This window comes from Streptosporangium becharense (assembly GCF_014204985.1).
Classification (GTDB): Bacteria; Actinomycetota; Actinomycetes; order Streptosporangiales; family Streptosporangiaceae; genus Streptosporangium; species Streptosporangium becharense.
This window is the reverse complement of record NZ_JACHMP010000001.1, coordinates 386,230-406,542: the sequence shown is the minus strand read 5'-3', so window position 1 is coordinate 406,542 and position 20,313 is coordinate 386,230. Positions and strand designations below refer to the sequence as shown.

Sequence of the window (20,313 nt, the reverse complement as noted above, 5' to 3'; positions counted from 1 at the left end):
GGTCAGCCGCGGGCGGCTCAGGTCAGAGCGCGGTCGAACACCGCACGGTTCGCGTGGGTGAACGCGTGCTCCCGCCGGCTCCACGCGATACGCGTGCCGATGACGCCGGGATCGGCGGGCGCCGTGCCGGGCTCGGCGAGCAGTTCGCCCCAGAAGCGGGCGTTCCGTAGCTGGCGCTCCAGGACTGAGTCGACCAGGACGCCGCGCTCCACGTCGGGGAGCCGGTAGGCGTCGGCGAGGATCCGCACCTGGAGCGCCTGCCGTTCCACCGGGACGGTCTGCTTGGACGAGACGCACCACGTCCAGGCCATGTATCCGAGATCCTCGAGCGGGCTGCCCGGGGCCGCGGTGTCGAAGTCGATGAAGGCGACCGGCTCGCCCCGGCGGAAGACCGTGTTGTTCGGCCCGGCGTCGTGGTGACACACCACGGGGTGGCGGCCCGCCAGCGCGCTCCCGCGTGTCGCGTCGTGAAAGGCGCGGAGCAGCGATCCCGCGGCCGCCACCTGCCCGTCCGACCACGCGCCGAAGCGCGCGGGGACGTCTCCGGGCAGGTAGCTGAGGACATCCATGCCGTCCTCCTGCCCCAGATGGCGCGGAGCGCCGTCGAAGCCCCTGTCTCGCAGAAGCCCCAGGAGGGCCGCGACGAACGCAGAGGAGCCGTTCACCGGTCTGCGCACGGTGCCGCCGCGCAAGACGACGCCTTCGGTCATCCGTCCCCCGGTCAGCGGGATCGCCTCACCAGGTGTGCCGGCCACCGCCGCCTCCTCTTCTCGTCGTTTTTCGTCGTTTTTCGTCGTTCCGCGGGGGAGACGGCCTTCTCACCGCGGTGTCGCGCGAGCACGGAGCCGGCGCGGCCGGGACGGTTCCCGGCCCGATGATAACGCCCGGCCCGACGCCGCCCGTGCCTCCCGAAGGCGCCGGCCGTGCCTCCCGAGCCCCCGGAGAGGCCGGCCGAGCCCCGGAGACGCCGGTCGTGTCACCCGTGTCACCCGTACCGCTCCGGACGGCGACGCCGACGACGCCCCGGCCGTTACGGCTGGCCATTTATGGAGAATCATCCCGGAGAAAAACAAAACCCGGCGGAAGGCGCGGTGGGCGGCGAAGCCGGAGACGCCGGGATACGGGCCGTGGAAAGCCGGTCGGGGCGGCCGGTCGCGCGCGGGATTACCGATTCGTAGCGACTGATTACAGTTTCCGGACTCGGTTCGGGCATTGACATTAAAGGAAATCGTTTACTAGCATGCCAACCGATGCTCATAAATGGTGATGATTACCCTCGATGCAGTAGTTTACTCACACCGTCGTCGTCCCATATTCCGGATCGTGAATCCGGGATCGCATATTCCGCGCCGGCCGTCCGGCCACCCGCCGCCCCCACGCGACCGAGTGGGAACACTTGAATCCGGTGACGCACACTCCGCTGGAACTGGCAGAGGCCGTGCTGCCGACTCTGGCCGGGCACGCGGCGGAGGCCGACCGTCGTTCGGAGTTTCCACGGCGGTCGCTGGCGGCGCTGCGCGCCAACGGCCTGATGGGCCTGCTGGTGCCCCGCGAGTACGGCGGCCTCGGCGGCCGGCTGCCCGATCTGGTGGCGGTGGCGCAGCGGCTGAGCACGGCCTGCCTGTCGACCGGGCTGATCTGGGCCATGCACTGCCAGCAGGTCGCGGTGCTCGCCCGCTTCGCGAGTGCGGATCTGGCGGCCGCGCTGCTGCCCCGCATCGCCCGCGGGGAGCTGTATCTGGCCTCGGTGACCACGGAGCCGGGCAAGGGCGGGCACCTGATGACCGGGGTGGCGGCGCTGGCCGACCGGGACGGGACCCTGTTGTTCGAACGGGAGGCGCCGGTGGTCACCGGCGGCGAGTACGCCGAAGGCTTCCTCATCACCATGCGCGCCTCCGAACAGGCCCGCGACAACCAGCTGACGCTGGTCTACGCCGACCGGGCGCAGCTGGACATCACGCATCGCGGTGAGTGGGACGCCATGGGCATGCGCGGCACGCGCAGTGTGAGCATGGCGCTCAGGGCCGCGGTGCCGGATGAGCAGGTGGTGGGCGAGCCCGGCGGGTTCCGCGAGATCGCGGTCGAGGTGATGGCCCCGTACGGGCACCTGGCCTGGGCGTCGTGCTGGCTGGGGGCGGCCACGGGCGCGCTGCGCGACTTCGTGGCGCTGGTCCGCTCACCGCGGTGCCCGCCGTCGTTCGACATCCGGTCGGACCTCGTCCGCGAACGCCTGGCGCGGACAAGGATCGACCTCGAGGTGACGAGCGCCTACCTGCACCGGGTGTGCGAGGAGGTCGCGGAGCTGTCGGCGGCGTCGCAGTCGCTCGACAACCCGGCGACACAGGTCCACCTGAACACCCTCAAGGTGGTCGCGGCGGAGCACACCTTCGACGCGGTCGACCGGCTCGTCCAGCTCGCGGGGATGTCGATCGGCTACCGCCGGGGAGCGGTCATCCCGCTCGAACGGCACTTCCGCGACTTGCGGTCGGCCAGCCTGAACTACGCCGACGACCGCCTTCTCGTGGCCACCGGTGCCCTCTGCGTGCTGGACCGCGCCGTCAGGCTGGCCTGAAGGAACCGAGACGCTTCGATGACCACGACCCCGGAGGAGCCGGTGACCATGAGCACGACACCGTGGCCGGACGTTTTCGACGCGTTGCTGCGCCGGCACCTGCCGCTGCTGGGCGCCGGCACGCTGGCACCGGCGACGAGTCTTCCCGACATGGGGCTGGACTCGCTCGCCTCCGTGACCCTGCTGGTCAGCCTGGAGCAGGAGTTCGACATCATGGTCCCCGACGAACGGCTCGACCCGGACAGTTTCGCCACCGCCGGTGCCCTGTGGACGATGATCCGCGAAGTCGTCGGCGACCGCGGGCCGGCGCGCACGGGTGAGACGCCCGCCCGCCCGGCCGGCGTCGGTGAACCCGCCGGCTCCGACCGGGCCACGCCATGACGGCTGGCCACGCCATGACCGCGGACGACTCATCACAGGGCCGGCGAACCGGGCGGACGAGCCCAGGGGCCGGCGGCGACCCGCTCGCCACGACCTCGTCACAGGACTGGCGGGCCGGCTGGACCCGGCCCGATCCCGGCGGGAGCCGGACACGGGCCGCCGTCACCGTCCCCGTCTGCCCGGCCCCGACGTGGGAGGCCGCGCGCGGGCAGGCGGATCCTGAGGACCTGCAGCGGACGGTCTTCGCCTTCCTGCTGGCCGTCAACAGCGGATGCGCCGTCGTGCACACGGCGGACGGAGGCAGGGGACCGGACGGGCCGCGGGGGCAGGCCGACGTCCTGACCCTCGGCATCGAAGGGGAACGCTCCCTGCACGCCCTGGCGGAGAGCTGGACGCGCACGCCGGCGCGGCGGCACCCGGACGACCCGCTGGACCTCATGCGGCGGACGCTGCGGATCTGCGAACTGCCGGAGTTCGCGTTCCGCGTCGACCGGCACACCGGAGTCCCGCCCGCAGCCGGCCACCCGCTGTCATGTCTCGTATGGGTCGGCGACGACGGGGTCGAATGGACGCTCACCGCGCGCCGGGATATCGCCGACGAGGGGGTTCTCCGGGCGTTCGCCGGTCAGGCGGCCGCCGTGATCCGGGCCCTGGCCGACCACCCCGGAGCCTCCGCGGAGGCGACGGCCGGCCGGGTGCCCCAGCTCTTCTTCGACATCCGTCTCCTGGCCGCCGCCGGGTTCACCGAGGTCGCCGCGGCCCTGCACGCGTGGGGTGCGGCGATCGACCTGCCGGTCCGGGTACGGCGGATCGAACCCGAGGAGACACGGGCCCCCGAGCGGGAGACGGGCCGGCTGCGTCCCGCGAGCCGGGGAGCGAACCTCGTCGTCGCCGGTCCCGGCGTGGGCTGGTCGCCCGTCGTCGGGGGCCACGACGCCGGCGGGCCGGCGGGGACGCTGCCCGACGGGAGACCCGTCGCCGAGATGAACGCGAACGAGACCCGGGAGCTCTACGACGAGATCGTCGTCCGACGGCGGTATCTCCGCCACGGTCTGCGCGTCTGCGACGGGGACCACGTGGTGGACGTGGGTGCGAACATCGGGCTCTTCACTCTCTTCGCGGCGGCCGAGGCGGAGAACGTCCGGGTCACCGCCTTCGAACCCGTCTCGGCCGTCGCCGAGGCACTGCGGTCGAACATCGACCGCTACCGGGTGAACGCCACGGTGTCGGCCGTCGCGCTGGGGGAGACCCGGGGCGAGCGGACCATCACGTTCTACCCCCACTCGTCGCTGCAGTCCGGGTTCCACACCGACGCGGACGCCGACGAAGAGATCATCAAGGGGTACGCCCGGCACCGGACCGCCGCCGACGGGAGGATCACCCCGGACATGCGGGAGGACGTCGAGCGGGCTCTCGCGACCACCGTGCGGACCCGGACGACGGGGCGGCGGCTGCACCGGGTGCCGGTGATCCGCCTCTCCGACTGGATCCGTGACCGGCGGGTGGAGCGGATCCACCTGCTGAAGATCGACGCGGAACGGGCGGAGGAGGAGGTGCTCGCCGGAATCGCCGACGAGCACTGGCATCTCATCGACCAGATCGTCGCGGAGGTGCACGACGTGGGGGGACGGCTGGCCAGGATCGGCGCGACGCTCGACCGCCACGGCTTCGACACGGTCGTCGAACAGGACGCCCTGTTCACCGGGTCGGAGATCTTCATGCTGTACGCGTGGCGCCGCGGTGTCCCGCGGCGCGACGCCTCCTGGCTGGCACGCCAGGCGGACGCCGCCGCGCACTGGGCCCGGGTCTCCTCGCTGCCGCTGTACGTGACCGTGCCGCCGGGGACGACGCCCTCCGACGAGCGGCAGGTCCGGGACGCCGCGGCGGCACGCGGCCTCTCCTTCGTCGGGCCACGCCCGGCGGCCGGGCATCCGGGCCCCGCGACCGGTCGCCCGAGCCCGGCACAGGCCGGGCACGCCACCGCCACCGCCCCCACCGTCTCCGCCGCCACGGCCTCCGTCCCCACCTCCGCCCCCACCGCCTCCGCCGCGCTGGAGCTGGCCGAAGCGCTGCTGCGCACCATGACGGCGGTGGAGCGTCCCGTCACCAAAGCCGTGCTGGTGGACGCCGACAACACACTGTGGGGCGGCGTGTGCGGCGAGATCGGCCCGGAGAACGTCGACGTGGGCGGCCCCTATCGCCGGGTGCAGGAGTTCCTGCTGGCCCAGGCGCGGTCCGGGCGGGCGCTGTGCCTGTGCTCACGGAACAACCCCGAGGACGTCGCGGCCGTCTTCGCCGCCCACCCCGGCATGCCGTTGACGCTCGGCGACTTCACCCTCGTCCGCGCGGACTGGGGCCCCAAGTCGGCCACCGTGTCGGCCGTCGCCGCCGAGCTGGGCTTCGCCGCCGAGTCGCTGGTCTTCATCGACGACAGCCCGGCGGAACGTACCGAGGTGGCCCTCGCGCACCCCGCGCTGACCGTCGTCGACCTTCCGGACGACCCACACGCCTTCCCGGAGGCGCTGCACGCGACCTGGCAGCTCGACATCCCGCCCGGCACCGCCGAGGACCGGTCCCGTCTCCGGTCGTTCGCCCACGAGGCGCGGCGCCGCGAGGCAGCCGCGGCGGCCTCCACGGTCGCCGACTACCTGGCGCAGCTGGAACTCGACGTCCAGGTGACCGACGCAGAGGACGGCGAAGCGGATCGGATCAGCCAGCTGGCGGCCCGGACGACGCAGTTCAACCTCCTCCTGCGCCGGCACACCCCCGGAAGCGTGCGCCAGCTGATCGCCCGCGGAGCGGTCGCGCTGTCGGTGCGGGCACGCGATCGGTTCGGCGACTACGGCCTGGTCGGCTTCGTGTCGGCCGACCCCGACCCCGACGGCGACGGCGACGGCGACACGCTGCGGGTGCGGGACTTCTTCCTCAGCTGCCGGGCACTGGGACGCAACGTCGAGTGGCGCATGCTCCGCGCGCTGGCCGAGCGGGCGACCGCGACCGGGCTGCGCGGCATCGACCTGCACGCCGTGCCGGGACCCCGTAACCGGCCGGCCCTGGACTTCGTGCGCGCCGCCCACACGCTCCTCGCGGCCCGACCCGGCGGAGCCGCCGGACCGGTGGACGCCTCGGCCGCGTCCCGGCTGGACTGGCGGCGTGTCCAGCAGGCGGCCCCGGGCACCGCCCCCGCCCCGGCACCGCCCGGGGCACCCGACACGATGTCACCGCGTCCGCGGTGGCCCGTCTCACCGCACGCCGCCCGGGTGGCAGAGGCCGCCCACGCCGGACCGGTGTCACGGCCGGGGCCGGCGAACACCCCGTACGTGGCGGCGGAGACCGACACGGAACGCCGGATCACCGAGGTGTGGGAGGACGTTCTCGGCGTCCGGCCCATCGGCGTCCACGACGACCTGTTCAGCCTCGGGTGCGACTCCGTGACGGCGGCCCTGATCTCCACCCGGCTGCACCGGGATCATGGCATGGACGTGCCGGCCGACCGGCTGCTGGGGACCCCGACGGTCAGGGGCGTCGCGCACCTGGCCGCCGCGGGCCGGCGGCCCGCGGCGCGGCGCGGCGAACCCGCCGGCACCGGGGACGGCTCCCGCGCGGCCTCGTACGGGCAGCGGCGGATCTGGGCGGCGGAGATGATCGGCGGACGCGGCAACGCGCAGATCATCCCGCTCGTGCACCGCGTCCGCGGCCCCTTGGACCTCGACCGCCTCCGCGGGGCACTGGCGGCCGTCGTCGCCCGGCACCCGGCGCTCGCCACCGTGCTGACGGCCCGTGACGGCGTCCTGGTGCAACGGCCGTGCCCGCAGGAGTTCCGGCTGCCGGTCACGGACCTGACGGCGGTGCCCGCCCGGCAGCGGGACCGGGAGATCGAGCGCGCCTGCACCGAGTTCCTCAGCCGGGCGTTCGACTTGGAGCGGGACCTGATGCTGCGCGCTGCCGTGCTCGTCCTCGGGCCGGCGGACCACGTGCTCCTGATGGCGTTGCACCACAGCGCCGCCGACGGCTGGTCCGTCGACCTCGTCCAGCGCGACCTGACGTCGGCGTACGCCGACCCCGGCCCGCCGGCGCCGCCCGGTCCTCCGTTCTCCGACTACAGCGACCACGTGCTGCGACGGCGACGGCGCCAGGAGTTCGACGAGGCGGTCACGGCCGTCCTGGCCTCCCTGCCCGGGGCGGGGACGGCCCGCTGGGACGCCCGCGGCGGCGGGCCCGTCGATCCGCGCCACATCCGGTTCCCCCTCGGCGAACCGCTGATCCGGCGTGTCCGCACCCTGGCCCAGGGGCTCCCGGCCACCCCCTTCACCGTCTACCTCGCCGCCTACCAGCTGCTTCTCGCCGCGACCACCGGCACCGACACCGTGGTCACCGGTGTCCCCGTCGCCAACCGCGCCGATCCGGCGTTCTCCGGCACGGTGGGATTCGTCGCCAACCTGGTGCCCGTCCCGGCGCGCGTCGACTGGTCGGCCGGCATCGCGGACCACCTGACGGCGGCCGCGCACGAAACGGCCGGGGCACTGGAACACGCCGAGGTCCCCTACGGCCTGGTGGCCCGGCGGGCCCCGGCGCCGCTCTTCGACACCATGTTCACCCTGCAACCGCCGCCGGTCCACCCCCTGAGCCTCCCCGGGTGCGCGGTCACCCGGGCTGAGCCTGCGGTGTGGCCGCTTCCCTACCCGCTGATGCTCGACGTCTGGGAACACGCCGACGGCGGCACGGGCCTGCTGCGGTTCGACGCCTCCGCGGACACACCGGTCCCGGCCGGCTGGGTCGCCGAGGCGTACCCGCTCGTCCTGGAGGCGTTCTGCGCGCTGCCGGAGCTTGCGCTGCACCGCCTGCGGGCCCTGCTGCTTCCCCAGGTCAGCGAGGCCCGCGACCTCGTCCGGCAACGCCTGCGCGCCATGAGAGGGGGCGGACGGTGACAGCCGCCGACGGTTCCCCCCACACCGGAGAGGACGTCTGGGCGATCGGCCCGACGGACGAGGGCGACACCCGGCCGGTGCGGGCCCCGCAACACCGGCACCTGTCCGCCCGGCACGGGACCGGCTGCGCCGCCCCGATCCTGACCCTGCGGGTGACGGGACCGCTCGACACCGCGCGGCTGCGCTCGGCCGCCGAGCAGGTCCTGCGGCGTCATCCCGCGCTGCGCGGGCGTCTCGTCACCGGCCCGGGGGGTGCCGCGATGTGGACCGCGAAGGGCACGACGCCGGCCCCGTCCCCGGGGACGCGGCCCATCGTGAGCCTGCGACGTCACGGGGACACCAACCACCTCCTGCTGCTGCGGCCCGCCACCGGCGGCGTCGACCCGGTCGGCCTGCTGCGCGCCGCGCGGGCGATCGCCGCCGCCTACCGCTCCCCAGCCGGGGAAGCCGGGGAACCGGCGGGTGACGCCGCCGACCCCGAGACGATCGACCGGTTCCTCGCCGACCTCCTCACCGATCCCGAGGCGGCCGGAGGGCGTGCCCACTGGGAGAGCCGGCGGCCCGAGACGGCCGCCGAGGAGGTGGCGCGCGGCCTCGTCCTGCGTGCGGCGCCACCCGCCCCGCGCATCCGCGTCCCGGTGCCTCTCGACGGAGCCGCCCGCGCCGCCGTCCTCGCCCTGGCACGGACCGGCCCGGGGGTGGACGCGGTCGTCCTGACCGCCTGGCGTCTGCTGCTGACCCGGATCGCGCCGCACGAGACGGGATCGATCGCCGTCTTCGCCGAAGGGGCGGCGCGCCAGCTTCCCGGCACGGTCGGCCTCCTCGGGCGTTGCGTGCCGTTGCCCGTCCGCGGCGACGCCGGTGGATCACTCGCCGACCTGGTACGCGCCTGCCGCGCGGAGATCGACGAGGCGGGGGAGCACGCCGACTTCTTCACCCACGACGGGGAGACGGGACGGTTCACCGTCGGTTACCGCCACCTCGACGCACCGGCCGAGTTCTCCCTCGGACCGCACACCCGGGCCCGCCTCGGCACCGTGCACGCCCCGGTCGACCACGTCGCGGTCGACCTGCAGTCCCTCCTCGCCGGTGACGACCTCCGGCTGTGCCTGGAGGCCGACCCCGCAGCCCTGGACGCCGGCCTGGCACACCGTCTCGCCGGCTGGCTGGGCGACCTGCTCACCCGGACGCCCCACCTGCTCGGCGGCACACCGCAACAGGTGACCGCCACGGTGCTGGACCCCGCCGCGGCCACGGCGCGCCTCGACGGCGGCAGCCGCCCCGTGGACGGGGGCACCCTGCTCGACGTCTTCGACGAACAGGCCGGACGCACGCCGGACGCCTGCGCCGCGAGCGACGACCGCGTACGGGTCGACTACCGCACCCTGCGCGCGGCCGTCGCCGCGCTGGGCGGGCTGCTGGCCGAACGGGGCGTCGGCGCGGGGGACCGCGTCGCCGTGTGCATGAGCCGCAGAGTGCCGCTGCTGGCGGCGATCCTGGCGGTCATGCGCCGCGGGGCCCACTTCCTGCCGGTCGACCCCACCCACCCGGCGGGCCGGGTGGCCGGACTCCTCCGGGACGCGCAGCCGCGCCTCATCGTGACGGACACCGACGGCAGCGGCTGCCTCGCCCCGTCCGACCACTCGCGGGCGCTGTTGCTGGACACCCTGCCGGCGGTGACCGGCACCGACGACGCCCCGGCCGGCGTGAGGCCGGAGGACCTCGCCTACCTGATCCACACCTCCGGCTCGACGGGCCGCCCCAAAGGGGTGCCGATCACGCACGCCTCCCTCCTGAACTATCTGCGGTGGGCTTCACACCACTACGGCACCGACCGCGGCGGCGGCACCCTCGTCCACTCCTCGATCGCCGTCGACATGACGATCACCAGCCTGTTCCTGCCGCTCCTGAGCGGGGGAACGGTCACCCTGCTGCCCTCCGACGAGCCCCACGCACTGGCCGAGGCCGTGTCCCGCGCGCACGCGCTCAGCCCGCTGAAAGTCACGCCCAGCGGCCTGAGGCTCCTGACCACGCTCCTTCCCGGCCGGCGGATCGCGCACGCCGTCCGGCACCTCGTCGTGGGCGGCGAGCAGCTGACCGCCGCCGCGTTGGAAGGACTCGCCCCCGACGCGGCCGGACTCACCGTCACCAACGAGTACGGACCCACCGAGGCCACCGTCGGCTGCTGTGCCCACACCATCCGGATCGGCGACGTCGTCCCGGAGGTCGTCCCCATCGGGCGTCCCATCTGGAACACCGCGATCGAACTGCGCAACCCCGGCGGCGCCGCCGCCCTGCCCGGCACCGCCGGGGAGATCGTGGTCTCCGGGGCGGGCGTCGCGACCGGCTACCTCGATCGCCCGGAGGAGACCGCGGCCCGCTTCACGGCCGATCCGTCCGGCGGCGGGCACGCCTACCGCACCGGCGACCTGGCGGTCCTGCGCGACGACGGGACCCTGGAGATGCTCGGGCGGATCGACCGGCAGGTGAAGGTCCACGGATACCGGGTCGAGCCGGGCGAGATCGAAGGCGTCCTCACCGGTGACCCCCGCATCGCCGCCGCGGCCGTGATCCCGGTGTCCTCCCGGGAGGTGACCACCCTCAGCGCCTTCCTCGTCCCCGCCGACCCCGCCGACGGGCCGGCGCTGCCTGAGTGGGCCAGGTCGCTGGCCGGGACACGCCTGCCGTTCTACGCCCGCCCCGACACCTTCCACGTCCTGCCCGAGCTGCCGGTGCAGGGCAACGGCAAGGTCGACCGCCAGCGCCTGGCCGCGCTGTCCCGCGACACCGCCGGCGCCGGGCCGCTCGATCCGGGTGACCCGCACGTCACCACCCTCGCCCGCCTGTGGCGGCAGGTCCTCGGCTCCCCGCCGCCGGGCATGGAGGCCAACTTCTTCACCGAGGGCGGCGACTCGGTCAAGGCCGTCCTGCTGACCACCCACGCGCGGCGCGCCGGCCTGCTGCTCGGCGTGCACGACATCATGGAAGGACGCGTCTTCCGCCGCATCTGCGCGGCGGCGCGCACCGGGCGGTCCGGCGGCGGACCCGTCCGGTACGGGCCGATCCCGCTGACGCCGAACCAGGCGGGTTTCTTCGCCACCCGCCCGGCGCAGCCGCGGCGCTGGAGCCTGCGCTGGATCACCGAGACGCCCGGCGACGTCGACACCGGCCGCCTGCGGTCGGCCCTGGAGACCACGGTCCACCGGCATCCCGCGCTGTGGTCCGTCTTCACCCACACCGGGCGGGGCTGGTCCGGCCGGCTGGTCCCGCCCGCACCGGCGCAGGTCCACGTCCTCGACCTGGCGGACACGCCGCCGGCCGCCCGCGACGGCGCCGTACGGGACTTCCTGGCACGGAGGGAACAGGAGCTCGATCTCGACTCGGCCGTCTTCCGCCTGTGCCTGATCCGGAACGACGGCACCCGCCGGGACCGCGTCGTCTGGATCGTCCACCACCTGGTGGCCGACGTGGTGTCGCTCCAGATCCTCACCGACGACCTGTGGCACGCCTACGCCCGTCCCACCGGCGACCCGGCAGGCCCGACGTCCGACGGCTACCCGGACCTACTGGACGAGGCCGGCCGCCCCGCCGTGGTCTTCCCCGCCGAGCACCGGGCGACCGGCGCGCCGCGCACCCTCGCGACCAGCCTGGACGCGTCCATCCGGGAGCTCCTGCTCGCCGCGCAACGCGCCGAGCCCCGCCGGGGCGTCGCCGCGCTCGCGGCCGCCCTGCTCACCGCGCTGGCCGACGTCCGCCCCGACCTGCCCACCGTCGTCTGCGTGGAGGGCCACGGCCGGGACCTGCCCGGCGGCGACCGGGCGTCCGTGGTGGGGTGGCTCACCACCTTCCACTCGCTGGTCGCCGACCGCGCGCTGCTGACCGACCCGCAGGCGCTCATCGCCTCCCTGCACCGCCGGCTCGGCCACGACACGCGGCGTGACGGGCCGCTTCCCCCGGTGGCGCTGAACTACCTGGGCGAGCTTCCCGGCGGCGCCGACCCCGGCCTCACGCCGGAGACCGGACCGGAGAGCGGAGCGGAGACCGGACCGGAGAGCGGGGCGGACGAACCCATCCTGTTCCCCCTGGAGGTCATCTGCTGGACACGGCCCGGCAGCCTGGAGGTGAGGTGGCGCCACTGCCCGTCCTGGGTGGCCGAGGCGACCGTCGCCCGCCTCGCGGAGGCCTTCGCTCGCCGGCTCGTCCTCATGCTCGCCGACCCCGTCCCGCCCGCACGCGGCACCGTGCGGCACCCGGGCAGCCTCGACCCCGCAGACCTGCGGCGGATCACCGCCATCTTTGAGGGATCATGACCGGACAGACCATCACCGCCCTCTACCCGGCGACGCCCGCGCAGCAGGGGTTCCTCCTCGGCACGCTCACCAGCCCGGACGACGGCCTGTTCGTCGAGCAGGCGGCCTTCCCCTTACGCGGCGTCCTCGACCTCGCCCGCCTCCGGCACGCCTGCGCCACGATGATCGCCGACCACGAGATCCTGCGCACGGGCTTCGCCTGGGACCTGGCGGCCGACCCGCAGCAGGTGGTGCTCGACCGGGCCGAGGTGACCATCGACATGGTGGACGGCACCGGGCTGGACCCCGGCCGCCAGGAGGAAAACCTCCGTGAACTCCTGCGCACGCAGCGGCGTGAACCCTTCGACCTGACCCGGCCACCGCTGCTGCGCCTGGCCGTGCACCGGCTGGCCTCCGCCCACCACCAGCTCGTGTGGACCCACCACCACGGCATCCTGGACGGCTGGGCCCACCTGATGCTCGTGCGGGAGCTGCTGCTGCGCTACAACACGGGCGCCGCGTCCGACCCGGACCCGCAGCCGTTCGGCCGCTACGCCCTCTGGCTCGCCGAGCGGCCCGGCGACCACCAGCGGGCACACTGGCGCGAACACCTCGACGGCTACGTCCCCCCGCCGCCGCTCGCGTCGCGGCCCGCTCCCGCCGAGCGGTTCGGGCAGCACGGCGTCACCCTGCCCGGCGACGAGGCCGCGGCCCTGCGCTCCTTCGCCCGCGCACGCGGCGTCACCCCCGCGGCGGCGCTCCTCGCGTGCTGGGGCGTCATCGCGGCGCGTCAGCGTGGCCGTGACGACATCGCCGTCGGCGTCACCGTCTCCGGGCGCTCCCATCCGTTTCCCGGCGCCGCGACCCTCGCCGGGCCGCTCGCGACGACCGTCCCCCTCCGCCTGGCCCGCCCGCCGCACGGCCGCGCGGGCGACTGGATCGGCCACGTCCAGGACCTGCTCGCCCGCGCCGACCGCGACAGCGCCTGCTCCACCGCCGACATCCACGCCTGGGCCGGACTGCCCGAGGACCGCGCGCTGTACGACAGCGTCGTCTCCATCGCCGACTACCCGCACCCGGACCCGGGCGACGGCCGCCCGCACCCGCCCGGCGCCCTCCGGCTCGACCCCACGGGCATCCGCTCCGACGGGGGCCGTACGCGGCACCCCCTCGTGCTCGTCGTTGAGACCTTCGCCGGTCTGCGCCTGCGCCTGGTCAACGACCGCTCCCGGGTCGACGACACCCACGCGCGTGCCACGCTGGCCTGCCTGCGCAGGATGCTGAGCCTGCTCCGGCCGGAGACCGACCCTCCGATCGCGGACCTGGCCGCGCAGACCGCCGGCCTCGCCGCCTTCGACACACGGTCACCGGAGCCCCCGCCGTCCCCGTCCCCGCAGTCCCCGCCGTCCCCGTCCCCGCAGTCCCCGCCGTCCCCGTCCCCGCAGTCCCCGCCGTCCCCGTCCCCGCAGTTCCCGCTGTCCCCGCCGTCGCCGCCGAGTCCGTCTCCCGGGCCGGCGACCGGTGCCGTCACCGGCGACGGCACGCTCCCGCAGGTCGTGACCGACGCGTTCGCCGCCGTCCTGGGACGCCCGGTGAGCGCCGACACCGACTTCCTGGCGGCCGGCGGGCACTCCCTGCTGGCCCTGCGCCTCATCGCCCGGCTGCGTGCGGCGCTCGCCGTCGACCTCACCCTCGGCGACCTGCTCAGGTCGAGCACCCCGCGGACGCTGTCCTCGCGGGTGCGGGAGCTCCTGCTGACCGACGCCGCACCCCCCGACCCGCTTCCGCCGCTGACCCCCGGCCCCGGCGAGACGGACCGGCCGTTCCCGCTGACCGGCATCCAGCAGGCGTACTGGGCCGGCCGCGACGACGGCTTCGACCTCGGCGGCGTCGACTCCCACCTGTACACCGAGGCCGACATCCCCGGCCTCGACCTCGAACGCCTCGCCGCCGTCTGGCGGGCCCTCATCGACCGCCACGCCATGCTCCGCGCCGTGATCACCGAGGACGGCAGGCAGCGGATCCTGCCGAGCGTCCCGCCCTACCGGATCCGCACCTTCGACCTGCGGACCGCGGCCGACGCCGACGCCCGGCTCGCCGGCATCCGCGAACGCCTGTCCCACGCCCGCCGCGACACCGCCGTCTGGCCGCTGTTCACCGTCGAGGCGGCCCTGCTGCCCGGTGGCGTCACCCGCCTGTTCCTGAGCTTCGACCTCCTCATCGGCGACGCGCTGAGCTGGCAGATCCTGTACCGCGAAGCCCACCGCCTCTACCGCGACCCCGGCGTCCGGCTCCCCGCCCTGCCCCTCACCTTCGCCGACTACGTGGCCCACCTGCCCGCCGTCACGGCCGGCGGCCGTTACGACCGCGACCGCCGCTACTGGCGCGGACGTCTGGCCGACCTGCCCGCGCCGCCCGCGCTGCCGGTCGTCCCGAGAATGCGGTCCGCGGCCCGCCCCCGTTTCACCCGCCTGCAGGCCACCCTGCCCGGCGCCGACCTCGGCGCGCTGCGCGACGTGGCCGCCGCCCACGGCAGCACCCTCTCGACCCTGTTGCTGGCCGCGTTCGGCGAAACCCTCGGCCGCTTCACCAACACCACCGCCTTCCTGGTCAACGTCACCGTCTACAACCGGCTCGACGTGCACCCGCGGATCAACGCCGTCGTCGGCGACTTCACCTCGACCGTGCTGACCGCCGTGGACCTGACCGGGCCCACGTTCGCCGACCGGCTGCGCACCCTGCAACGCCGGCTCTGGGACGACCTCGACCACAGCCTCTACAGCGGTGTGGAGGTGCTGCGCGACCTGCGGGAGAGGACCGCGGACTCCACCGCGGCGGCCGCACCCGTCGTGTTCACCAGCACCCTCGACCTCGAAACCCCCGCCGACGAAGCGCCGGACCCCTTTCCCGGCACCATCGGGTACGGGATCGGGCAGACCCCGCAGGTCCTGTTCGACTACCAGACCTACGAAGTGGCCGGGCGGCTGGTCGTCAACTTCGACACCGTCGCCGGGCTGCTGCCCGAAGGCTTCGTCCAGGACATGCTCGACGACCACACGGCCGGCCTGCGCGCCTTGATCGACCACGCCGACGCCCCGCAGCGTCCTCGCCTGACCGTCCCGCCGGCCCCGCCGCCGCTGCCACCGCCGCTCGGCGGCGAACGCCTGCTGCACGAGCCCTTCCTGGAACAGGCCCGCCGGCACCCCGGCAGGACCGCCGTCGTGTCCGACGGGCGGCGCGTCACCTACGCCGAACTGCGCGAACGAGCCCGGCTCCTGGCGGCCCGCATCGCGGCGGCGCACCCCGGCGGCGAGCTCGTCGCGCTGCTCTGCGAACCCGGCCCCGACCAGGCGGCCGCCGCGCTCGGCGTACTGATCGCCGGCCACGCCTTCGTGCCGGTCGATCCGGCCTGGCCACGGCAGCGGGTCCTCGAACTCCTCTCCGCCGCCGGTGCGTCGGTGGTGGTGACCCAGCGGGCGGTGGCGGCCCGTACCGGCGTCCCCGACGGCGTCCACGTGATCCTGGCCGATGAGGAGGAACACCCCGGCACCGGGCCGGCGGCGCCTGCGCATCGGCCGCGGACCGCCGGCGACCTGGCCTACGTGATCTACACCTCGGGGTCCACCGGCCGGCCCAAGGGCGTCATGATCCCCCACCGGGGAGCCCTGAACACGATCCTCGACGTCAACCAGCGGTTCGGCGTCGGCCCTGACGACACACTGCTGGCCGTTTCCCCGTTCACCTTCGACCTGGCGGTCTACGACCTGTTCGGCGCGCTCGCGGCCGGGGCCACCGTCGTCGTCCCCACCCGCGACCAGCGCACCGACCCCTCCGCCTGGATCAGGCTGGCCCGCGACGAGAACGTCACGGTGTGGAACTCGGTGCCGGTGCTGATGGAGCTCCTCCTGGACGCCCTGCCCGACGGCGACGCCCTCCCGGGGAACCTGCGCCTCTGCCTGCTCAGCGGCGACTGGATCCCGCTGGAGCTGCCCGGACGCGTCCGCGCGCGGGCCCGCGACTGCCGGGTGATCAGCCTCGGCGGCGCGACCGAAGGCTCGATCTGGTCGATCCTCCACGAGGTGGAGCACGTGGACCCCGGCTGGGCGAGCATCCCCTACGGCACCCCGATGACCGGTCAGAGCGTGGAGATCCTCGACGACCGGCTCCTGCCGTGCCCGGTGTGGACGCCGGGGCAGATCCACATCGGCGGCCACGGCACCGCGCTGGGCTACTGGGACGCCCCCGACCTCACCCGGGAGGCGTTCGTCTTCGACGGCCGCACCGGCCGGCGGCTGTACCGGACGGGCGACTGGGGGCGCCGGCGGGCGGACGGCGAACTGGAGTTCCTCGGCCGCCGCGACGCCCAGGTCAAGATCGGCGGGTACCGGGTCGAACTGCGCGAGGTCGAGGCCGCCCTGGCCGCGATCGCCGGGGTCGACCAGGCCGCGGTGGTCGTCACCGGTGAACGCGCCGACCGGCGTCTCGCGGGTTTCGTCGTCACCTCCCGCCCCGTCCCCGGCATCCGCACCGAACTCGCCCGGCTCCTGCCCGGCCACATGCTTCCCGCGACCCTCGTCGCCCTCCCGGAGCTGCCGCTCAACTCCACCAGCAAGATCGACCGGGCGGCGCTGGCCCGGACCGCCGCCGCCACCGCCGCCACCGCCGTCGCGGACGCCGGCACCACCACGGACGCCGCCACGGACCCCACGGACACCGGCACGGACGCCGCCATGCCGCCGGAGGCCGCCACTCCGGAAACCACCACGGCCGAGCCCCGGCCCCGGACCTGGGAACGGCGGCTGCTGGACGCTCTGGAAGACCTCCTCCCCGGTCGTCCCGGCCTCGACGACGACCTGCTGGCCCTGGGGCTGACCTCCGTCGACGTCATCCGCCTGGCCAACGCCGTGCAGAGACACAGCGGCCGCAGGCCCGACCTCGCCGCGTTCTACGACGCCCCGACGCTGCGCACCATCGTCGAGCAGGCCGGGCCCGCCGCCGTCCCGGCCCCCGGCGGAAGCCCGGCCACCCCCTGGACCGGCTGGACACCGCTCACCGACCCCGACGACCGGGCGGCCTTCCGCTCCACCCGGCCCGCCTACCCGCCGGCCCCGGCCACCCGCGTCCTGCCGGGCAACCCGCCGCGGCGCATGGCCGCCCGTGCCCGGCGGGCCACCCCGCGATCCTTCACCGGCGAGACGGTGCCCGCGACCGCCCTCGCCGACCTCCTCGACAGCATGCGCCGCACCGACGCCGGCGGCCGGCCCGCCTTCCTCTACCCGTCCGCGGGCGGCCTCTACGCCACCCAGGTCCACGTCCACCTGCGTCCCGGCCGGGTCGAAGGCATCACCGGCGGCCTGTACACCTACCACCCCGACGCCCACGACCTGATCCTCCAGGTCCCCGACGTCGACCTGGACACCGGCATCCACGTGGGGCCCGTCAACCGGCCGGTGGCCCGCACTGCGGCGTTCACCCTGTTCCTGACGACCGATCCCGCCGACTCCGCCCCCCTCTACGGTGCCGAGGCCGAACCCCTGGCCCTGCTCACCGCCGGTTACATGGGGCAGTTGCTCTGCCAGACCGCGGTGACCGCCGGACTGGGGCTGTGCCCGGTGCACGGGATCGACTTCGACGCGGTGCGCTGGCTGTTCCCGCACGGCGACCGCCTCGTCCTGCTGCACACCCTCCTCGGCGGCGTGCCCGCCCGGTCCGGCCCGCCGCCGGTGTTCCCGGAGGACAGCGCATGAGCGGCCACCGCCCCGGCCCGAACCCCACGGTGATCGTGGAGGCGGCACCCCTGTCCCCGGGGCAGGAGCGCCTCATCGACGCCGAGTTCGCCCTGGCCGACGGCACCTGGCCGGCCCCGGGCGACACGACGCGGCTGCGGCCGATCGACACCGGCGCCGTCCTGGTCGACGGGCCGCTGGACGCCGGGGCCCTCCAGCGTGCGGTCAGCGCGCTCGTCGTCCGGCAGTCGGCGCTGCGCACCACCTTCCGGCAGCTGCCGGACGCCACCCCGGTGCAACTCGTCGCCGCCCGCATCCCCGACCGCGTGACCCGCAGCGCGATCACCGCCCCGCCGGGCACCCCGCCCGGCGCCGGCGAACTGCTGCGCCAGCCGCCGGCCATGGACCTCGACCCCCGGCGCGGCCCCCTCTTCCGCGTCCACCTCGTCGAACTCGGCACCGACCGGCACGTCGTCCTCCTGCAGATCCACCATCTGGTGAGCGACGGCTGGTCCATCGGCGTGCTCTACCGCGAGCTGTCGGCGCTCTACGACGCCGCGGTGCTCGACCGGCCCGCCGGCCTGCCCGCGCTGCCCCGCAGCTTCGCCGACGTCTGCCGCCGGATGCGCCGCGAGCGCGGCGGCCCCGAGGAGCAGCGGCAACTGCGCTTCTGGCGGGAGCGGCTGACCGGGCCGTGGCCCGCGATGACCTTCACCGAACGTCCCGCACCACCGGCGGAGGCGCTGACGCCCGTCGACGTCGAACGGGTCCACATCCCGGCCGCGCTGGTCCGGGACCTGCGCGAGACCGCCCGCGGTGGTCTCGCGGGCCCCTTCCTCGCCGCTCTCGCGCTCGTCCTGCACCACCGGACGGCCGCCGCGGACATCCGGATCGGCATGATGATCGCAAACCGGGCACGCCCGGACGTGGAGCACCTGATCGGCTACTTCGTGAACACCGCCGTCATCCGGCTGCGGATCGACCCGGCGTCGACGGCGGCGCGACTGGTCGCGGAGGCCGGCGTCGCGGTCACCGAGGCGATCGAGCATCAGGCCCTCCCGATCCAGGACCTCCGGGAGGACCTGTGCGAACACGCCGGTCTCGGCTCGGATCCCCTGTACCAGGTGACCGTCGCGCTCAACACGATGCGTCCCGAGTCGCTCACGCTGACCGGCGCGCACTGCCAGGACATCGAGGCGGAGGACCTCGGTCCCCGGCTCGCGCCGACCGGCATCGAACAGCGCTGGGTGCTCGACGAGCGGGCAGGAGCACTGGTGGGGACGCTCACGTACAAGACCGGGACCTTCACCGAGACGGAGATCAAGGACTGCCTGGGTGACCTCGACCGCGTGCTGCGCGCGATCACCGACCCCGGCGCCACCGTTGCCGACATCATGAGATCGGCCATGTCCGGGCCGGGGGAGCACCGGTGACGGCTGGCCGTCCGGCGGCCCGGCGGACTCCGGAGACGGACGTGGCCCTGCTGATGGCCGCCTACGGCCTGGACGTCCTGCGGGCACGGCCGTTGGCCGGCGGCGTGGAGAACTCACACGTGCGGGTGGAGACGCAGGCCGGGCCGGTCGTGCTGACGGTGCTGCGCAAGAGGTCCCCGGAGTCGGCCCGGCAGTACGCCCGCCTCCTGCGGCACCTGTTCCTGACCGGTGCCCCGGTGCCGCGGATACACGCCTCACGCGACGGCGACTGGGTGACCTCCCACCTGGGGTCGCCGGCCATCGTCTGCGACTTCGTCGAAGGCCGCACGCTGCCCCGGCTTCCGCCGCCCGGCCTCGTCGAGCAGGCGGGCATGCTCCTGGGGCGGGTCCACCGCACCGCGGCCGGGTTCCGCAGCCCGCTGCGTCCGCACCTGCGCCTCGGTGACGCCGAGGCCGATCTCCTGGAATCGCTGCCGGACGGCGCCTTCAGCCGGTGGGCGACCGCCACGCTGCGGGCCACCCGGTACGCGATGGAGCACCCGGGCCCCCGCGTGCCCGTCCACGCCGACCTGTTCCCGGACAACATCATCCTCAAGGACGACGGCACCCTGGTCTTCATCGACTGGGAGGACGGCTCGCTGGACGTCCCCGAGGTGGACGTGGGGATGGCCGTGCTGGGCCTGTGCTGCCGCCGGAGCCTGTCCGTGCGGCGGGCCCGGTGCCTGCTGCGCGGCTACCGCGCCGGCCGCGAGGCCGAGCCGGACACCCGCCTGATCCGGGACGCCGCCCGTCACGCGGCGGTGATCGTCGCGCTGCGCCGCTGCCTGTGGCGGCGTGAGGGCCGCCTCCCCGCGGACCCGCTCCGTTCGCCCGCCGTCATGCACGGGATCGAGCGGTCCGTGACGGAACGCTGGCGGCAGGTCGAGCCGTGAGCGGCCGGGGGAGGGCCTCCCGCGGGCGTCCCGGCACCCGCGGAGCACCGCC

General features: G+C 74.9%; 8 protein-coding genes. 7 read left to right on the top strand and 1 reads right to left on the bottom strand.

Annotated elements, in window-relative coordinates:
- Nucleotides 1-17: 17 nt before the first annotated feature.
- Nucleotides 18-755 carry a phosphotransferase family protein gene (locus F4562_RS36180; protein WP_221206592.1) on the bottom strand — a complete coding sequence of 246 codons (738 nt, stop codon included), beginning with the start codon at nt 753-755 and terminating at the stop codon, nt 18-20.
- A 650-nt stretch (nt 756-1,405) separates the two neighbouring features.
- Here F4562_RS36180 and F4562_RS01800 point away from each other — a divergent pair.
- Genes F4562_RS01800 through F4562_RS01770 form a run of 7 tightly spaced genes read left to right on the top strand, consistent with a single transcriptional unit; the run spans nt 1,406 to nt 20,261 of the window.
- The gene (locus tag F4562_RS01800) at nt 1,406-2,572 is read left to right on the top strand and encodes an acyl-CoA dehydrogenase family protein (RefSeq protein ID WP_184540458.1); all 1,167 of its coding nucleotides are present in this window, start codon (nt 1,406-1,408) and stop codon (nt 2,570-2,572) included.
- Between the two features lie 18 nt (nt 2,573-2,590).
- Nucleotides 2,591-2,953 (top strand): phosphopantetheine-binding protein, encoded by a 363-nt coding sequence (locus F4562_RS01795; protein ID WP_221206590.1) that lies wholly within the window; start codon nt 2,591-2,593, stop codon nt 2,951-2,953.
- Nucleotides 2,950-7,881 (top strand): FkbM family methyltransferase, encoded by a 4,932-nt coding sequence (locus F4562_RS01790; protein ID WP_184540456.1) that lies wholly within the window; start codon nt 2,950-2,952, stop codon nt 7,879-7,881. The genes F4562_RS01795 and F4562_RS01790 overlap by 4 nt, the downstream gene beginning before the upstream one ends.
- Nucleotides 7,878-12,191 (top strand): non-ribosomal peptide synthetase, encoded by a 4,314-nt coding sequence (locus tag F4562_RS01785; protein WP_184540454.1) that lies wholly within the window; start codon nt 7,878-7,880, stop codon nt 12,189-12,191. The genes F4562_RS01790 and F4562_RS01785 overlap by 4 nt, the downstream gene beginning before the upstream one ends.
- Nucleotides 12,188-17,917, top strand: a complete 5,730-nt coding sequence (locus F4562_RS01780; RefSeq protein ID WP_184540452.1) for a non-ribosomal peptide synthetase — start codon at nt 12,188-12,190, stop codon at nt 17,915-17,917. Before F4562_RS01785 ends, F4562_RS01780 begins: the two co-directional genes overlap by 4 nt.
- Nucleotides 17,914-19,329, top strand: a complete 1,416-nt coding sequence (locus F4562_RS01775) for a condensation domain-containing protein (protein ID WP_184540450.1) — start codon at nt 17,914-17,916, stop codon at nt 19,327-19,329. Before F4562_RS01780 ends, F4562_RS01775 begins: the two co-directional genes overlap by 4 nt.
- Nucleotides 19,326-20,261 (top strand): phosphotransferase, encoded by a 936-nt coding sequence (locus F4562_RS01770; protein ID WP_184540448.1) that lies wholly within the window; start codon nt 19,326-19,328, stop codon nt 20,259-20,261. Before F4562_RS01775 ends, F4562_RS01770 begins: the two co-directional genes overlap by 4 nt.
- Nucleotides 20,262-20,313: the final 52 nt, after the last annotated feature.

What these genes read in the sequence shown, in the direction of transcription:
- F4562_RS01790 (WP_184540456.1), top strand. Translation starts at nt 2,950, where the DNA reads ATGACGGCTGGCCACGCCATGACCGCGGACGACTCATCACAGGGCCGG.
- F4562_RS01775 (WP_184540450.1), top strand. Translation starts at nt 17,914, where the DNA reads ATGAGCGGCCACCGCCCCGGCCCGAACCCCACGGTGATCGTGGAGGCG.
- F4562_RS01795 (WP_221206590.1), top strand. Translation starts at nt 2,591, where the DNA reads ATGACCACGACCCCGGAGGAGCCGGTGACCATGAGCACGACACCGTGG.
- F4562_RS01780 (WP_184540452.1), top strand. Translation starts at nt 12,188, where the DNA reads ATGACCGGACAGACCATCACCGCCCTCTACCCGGCGACGCCCGCGCAG.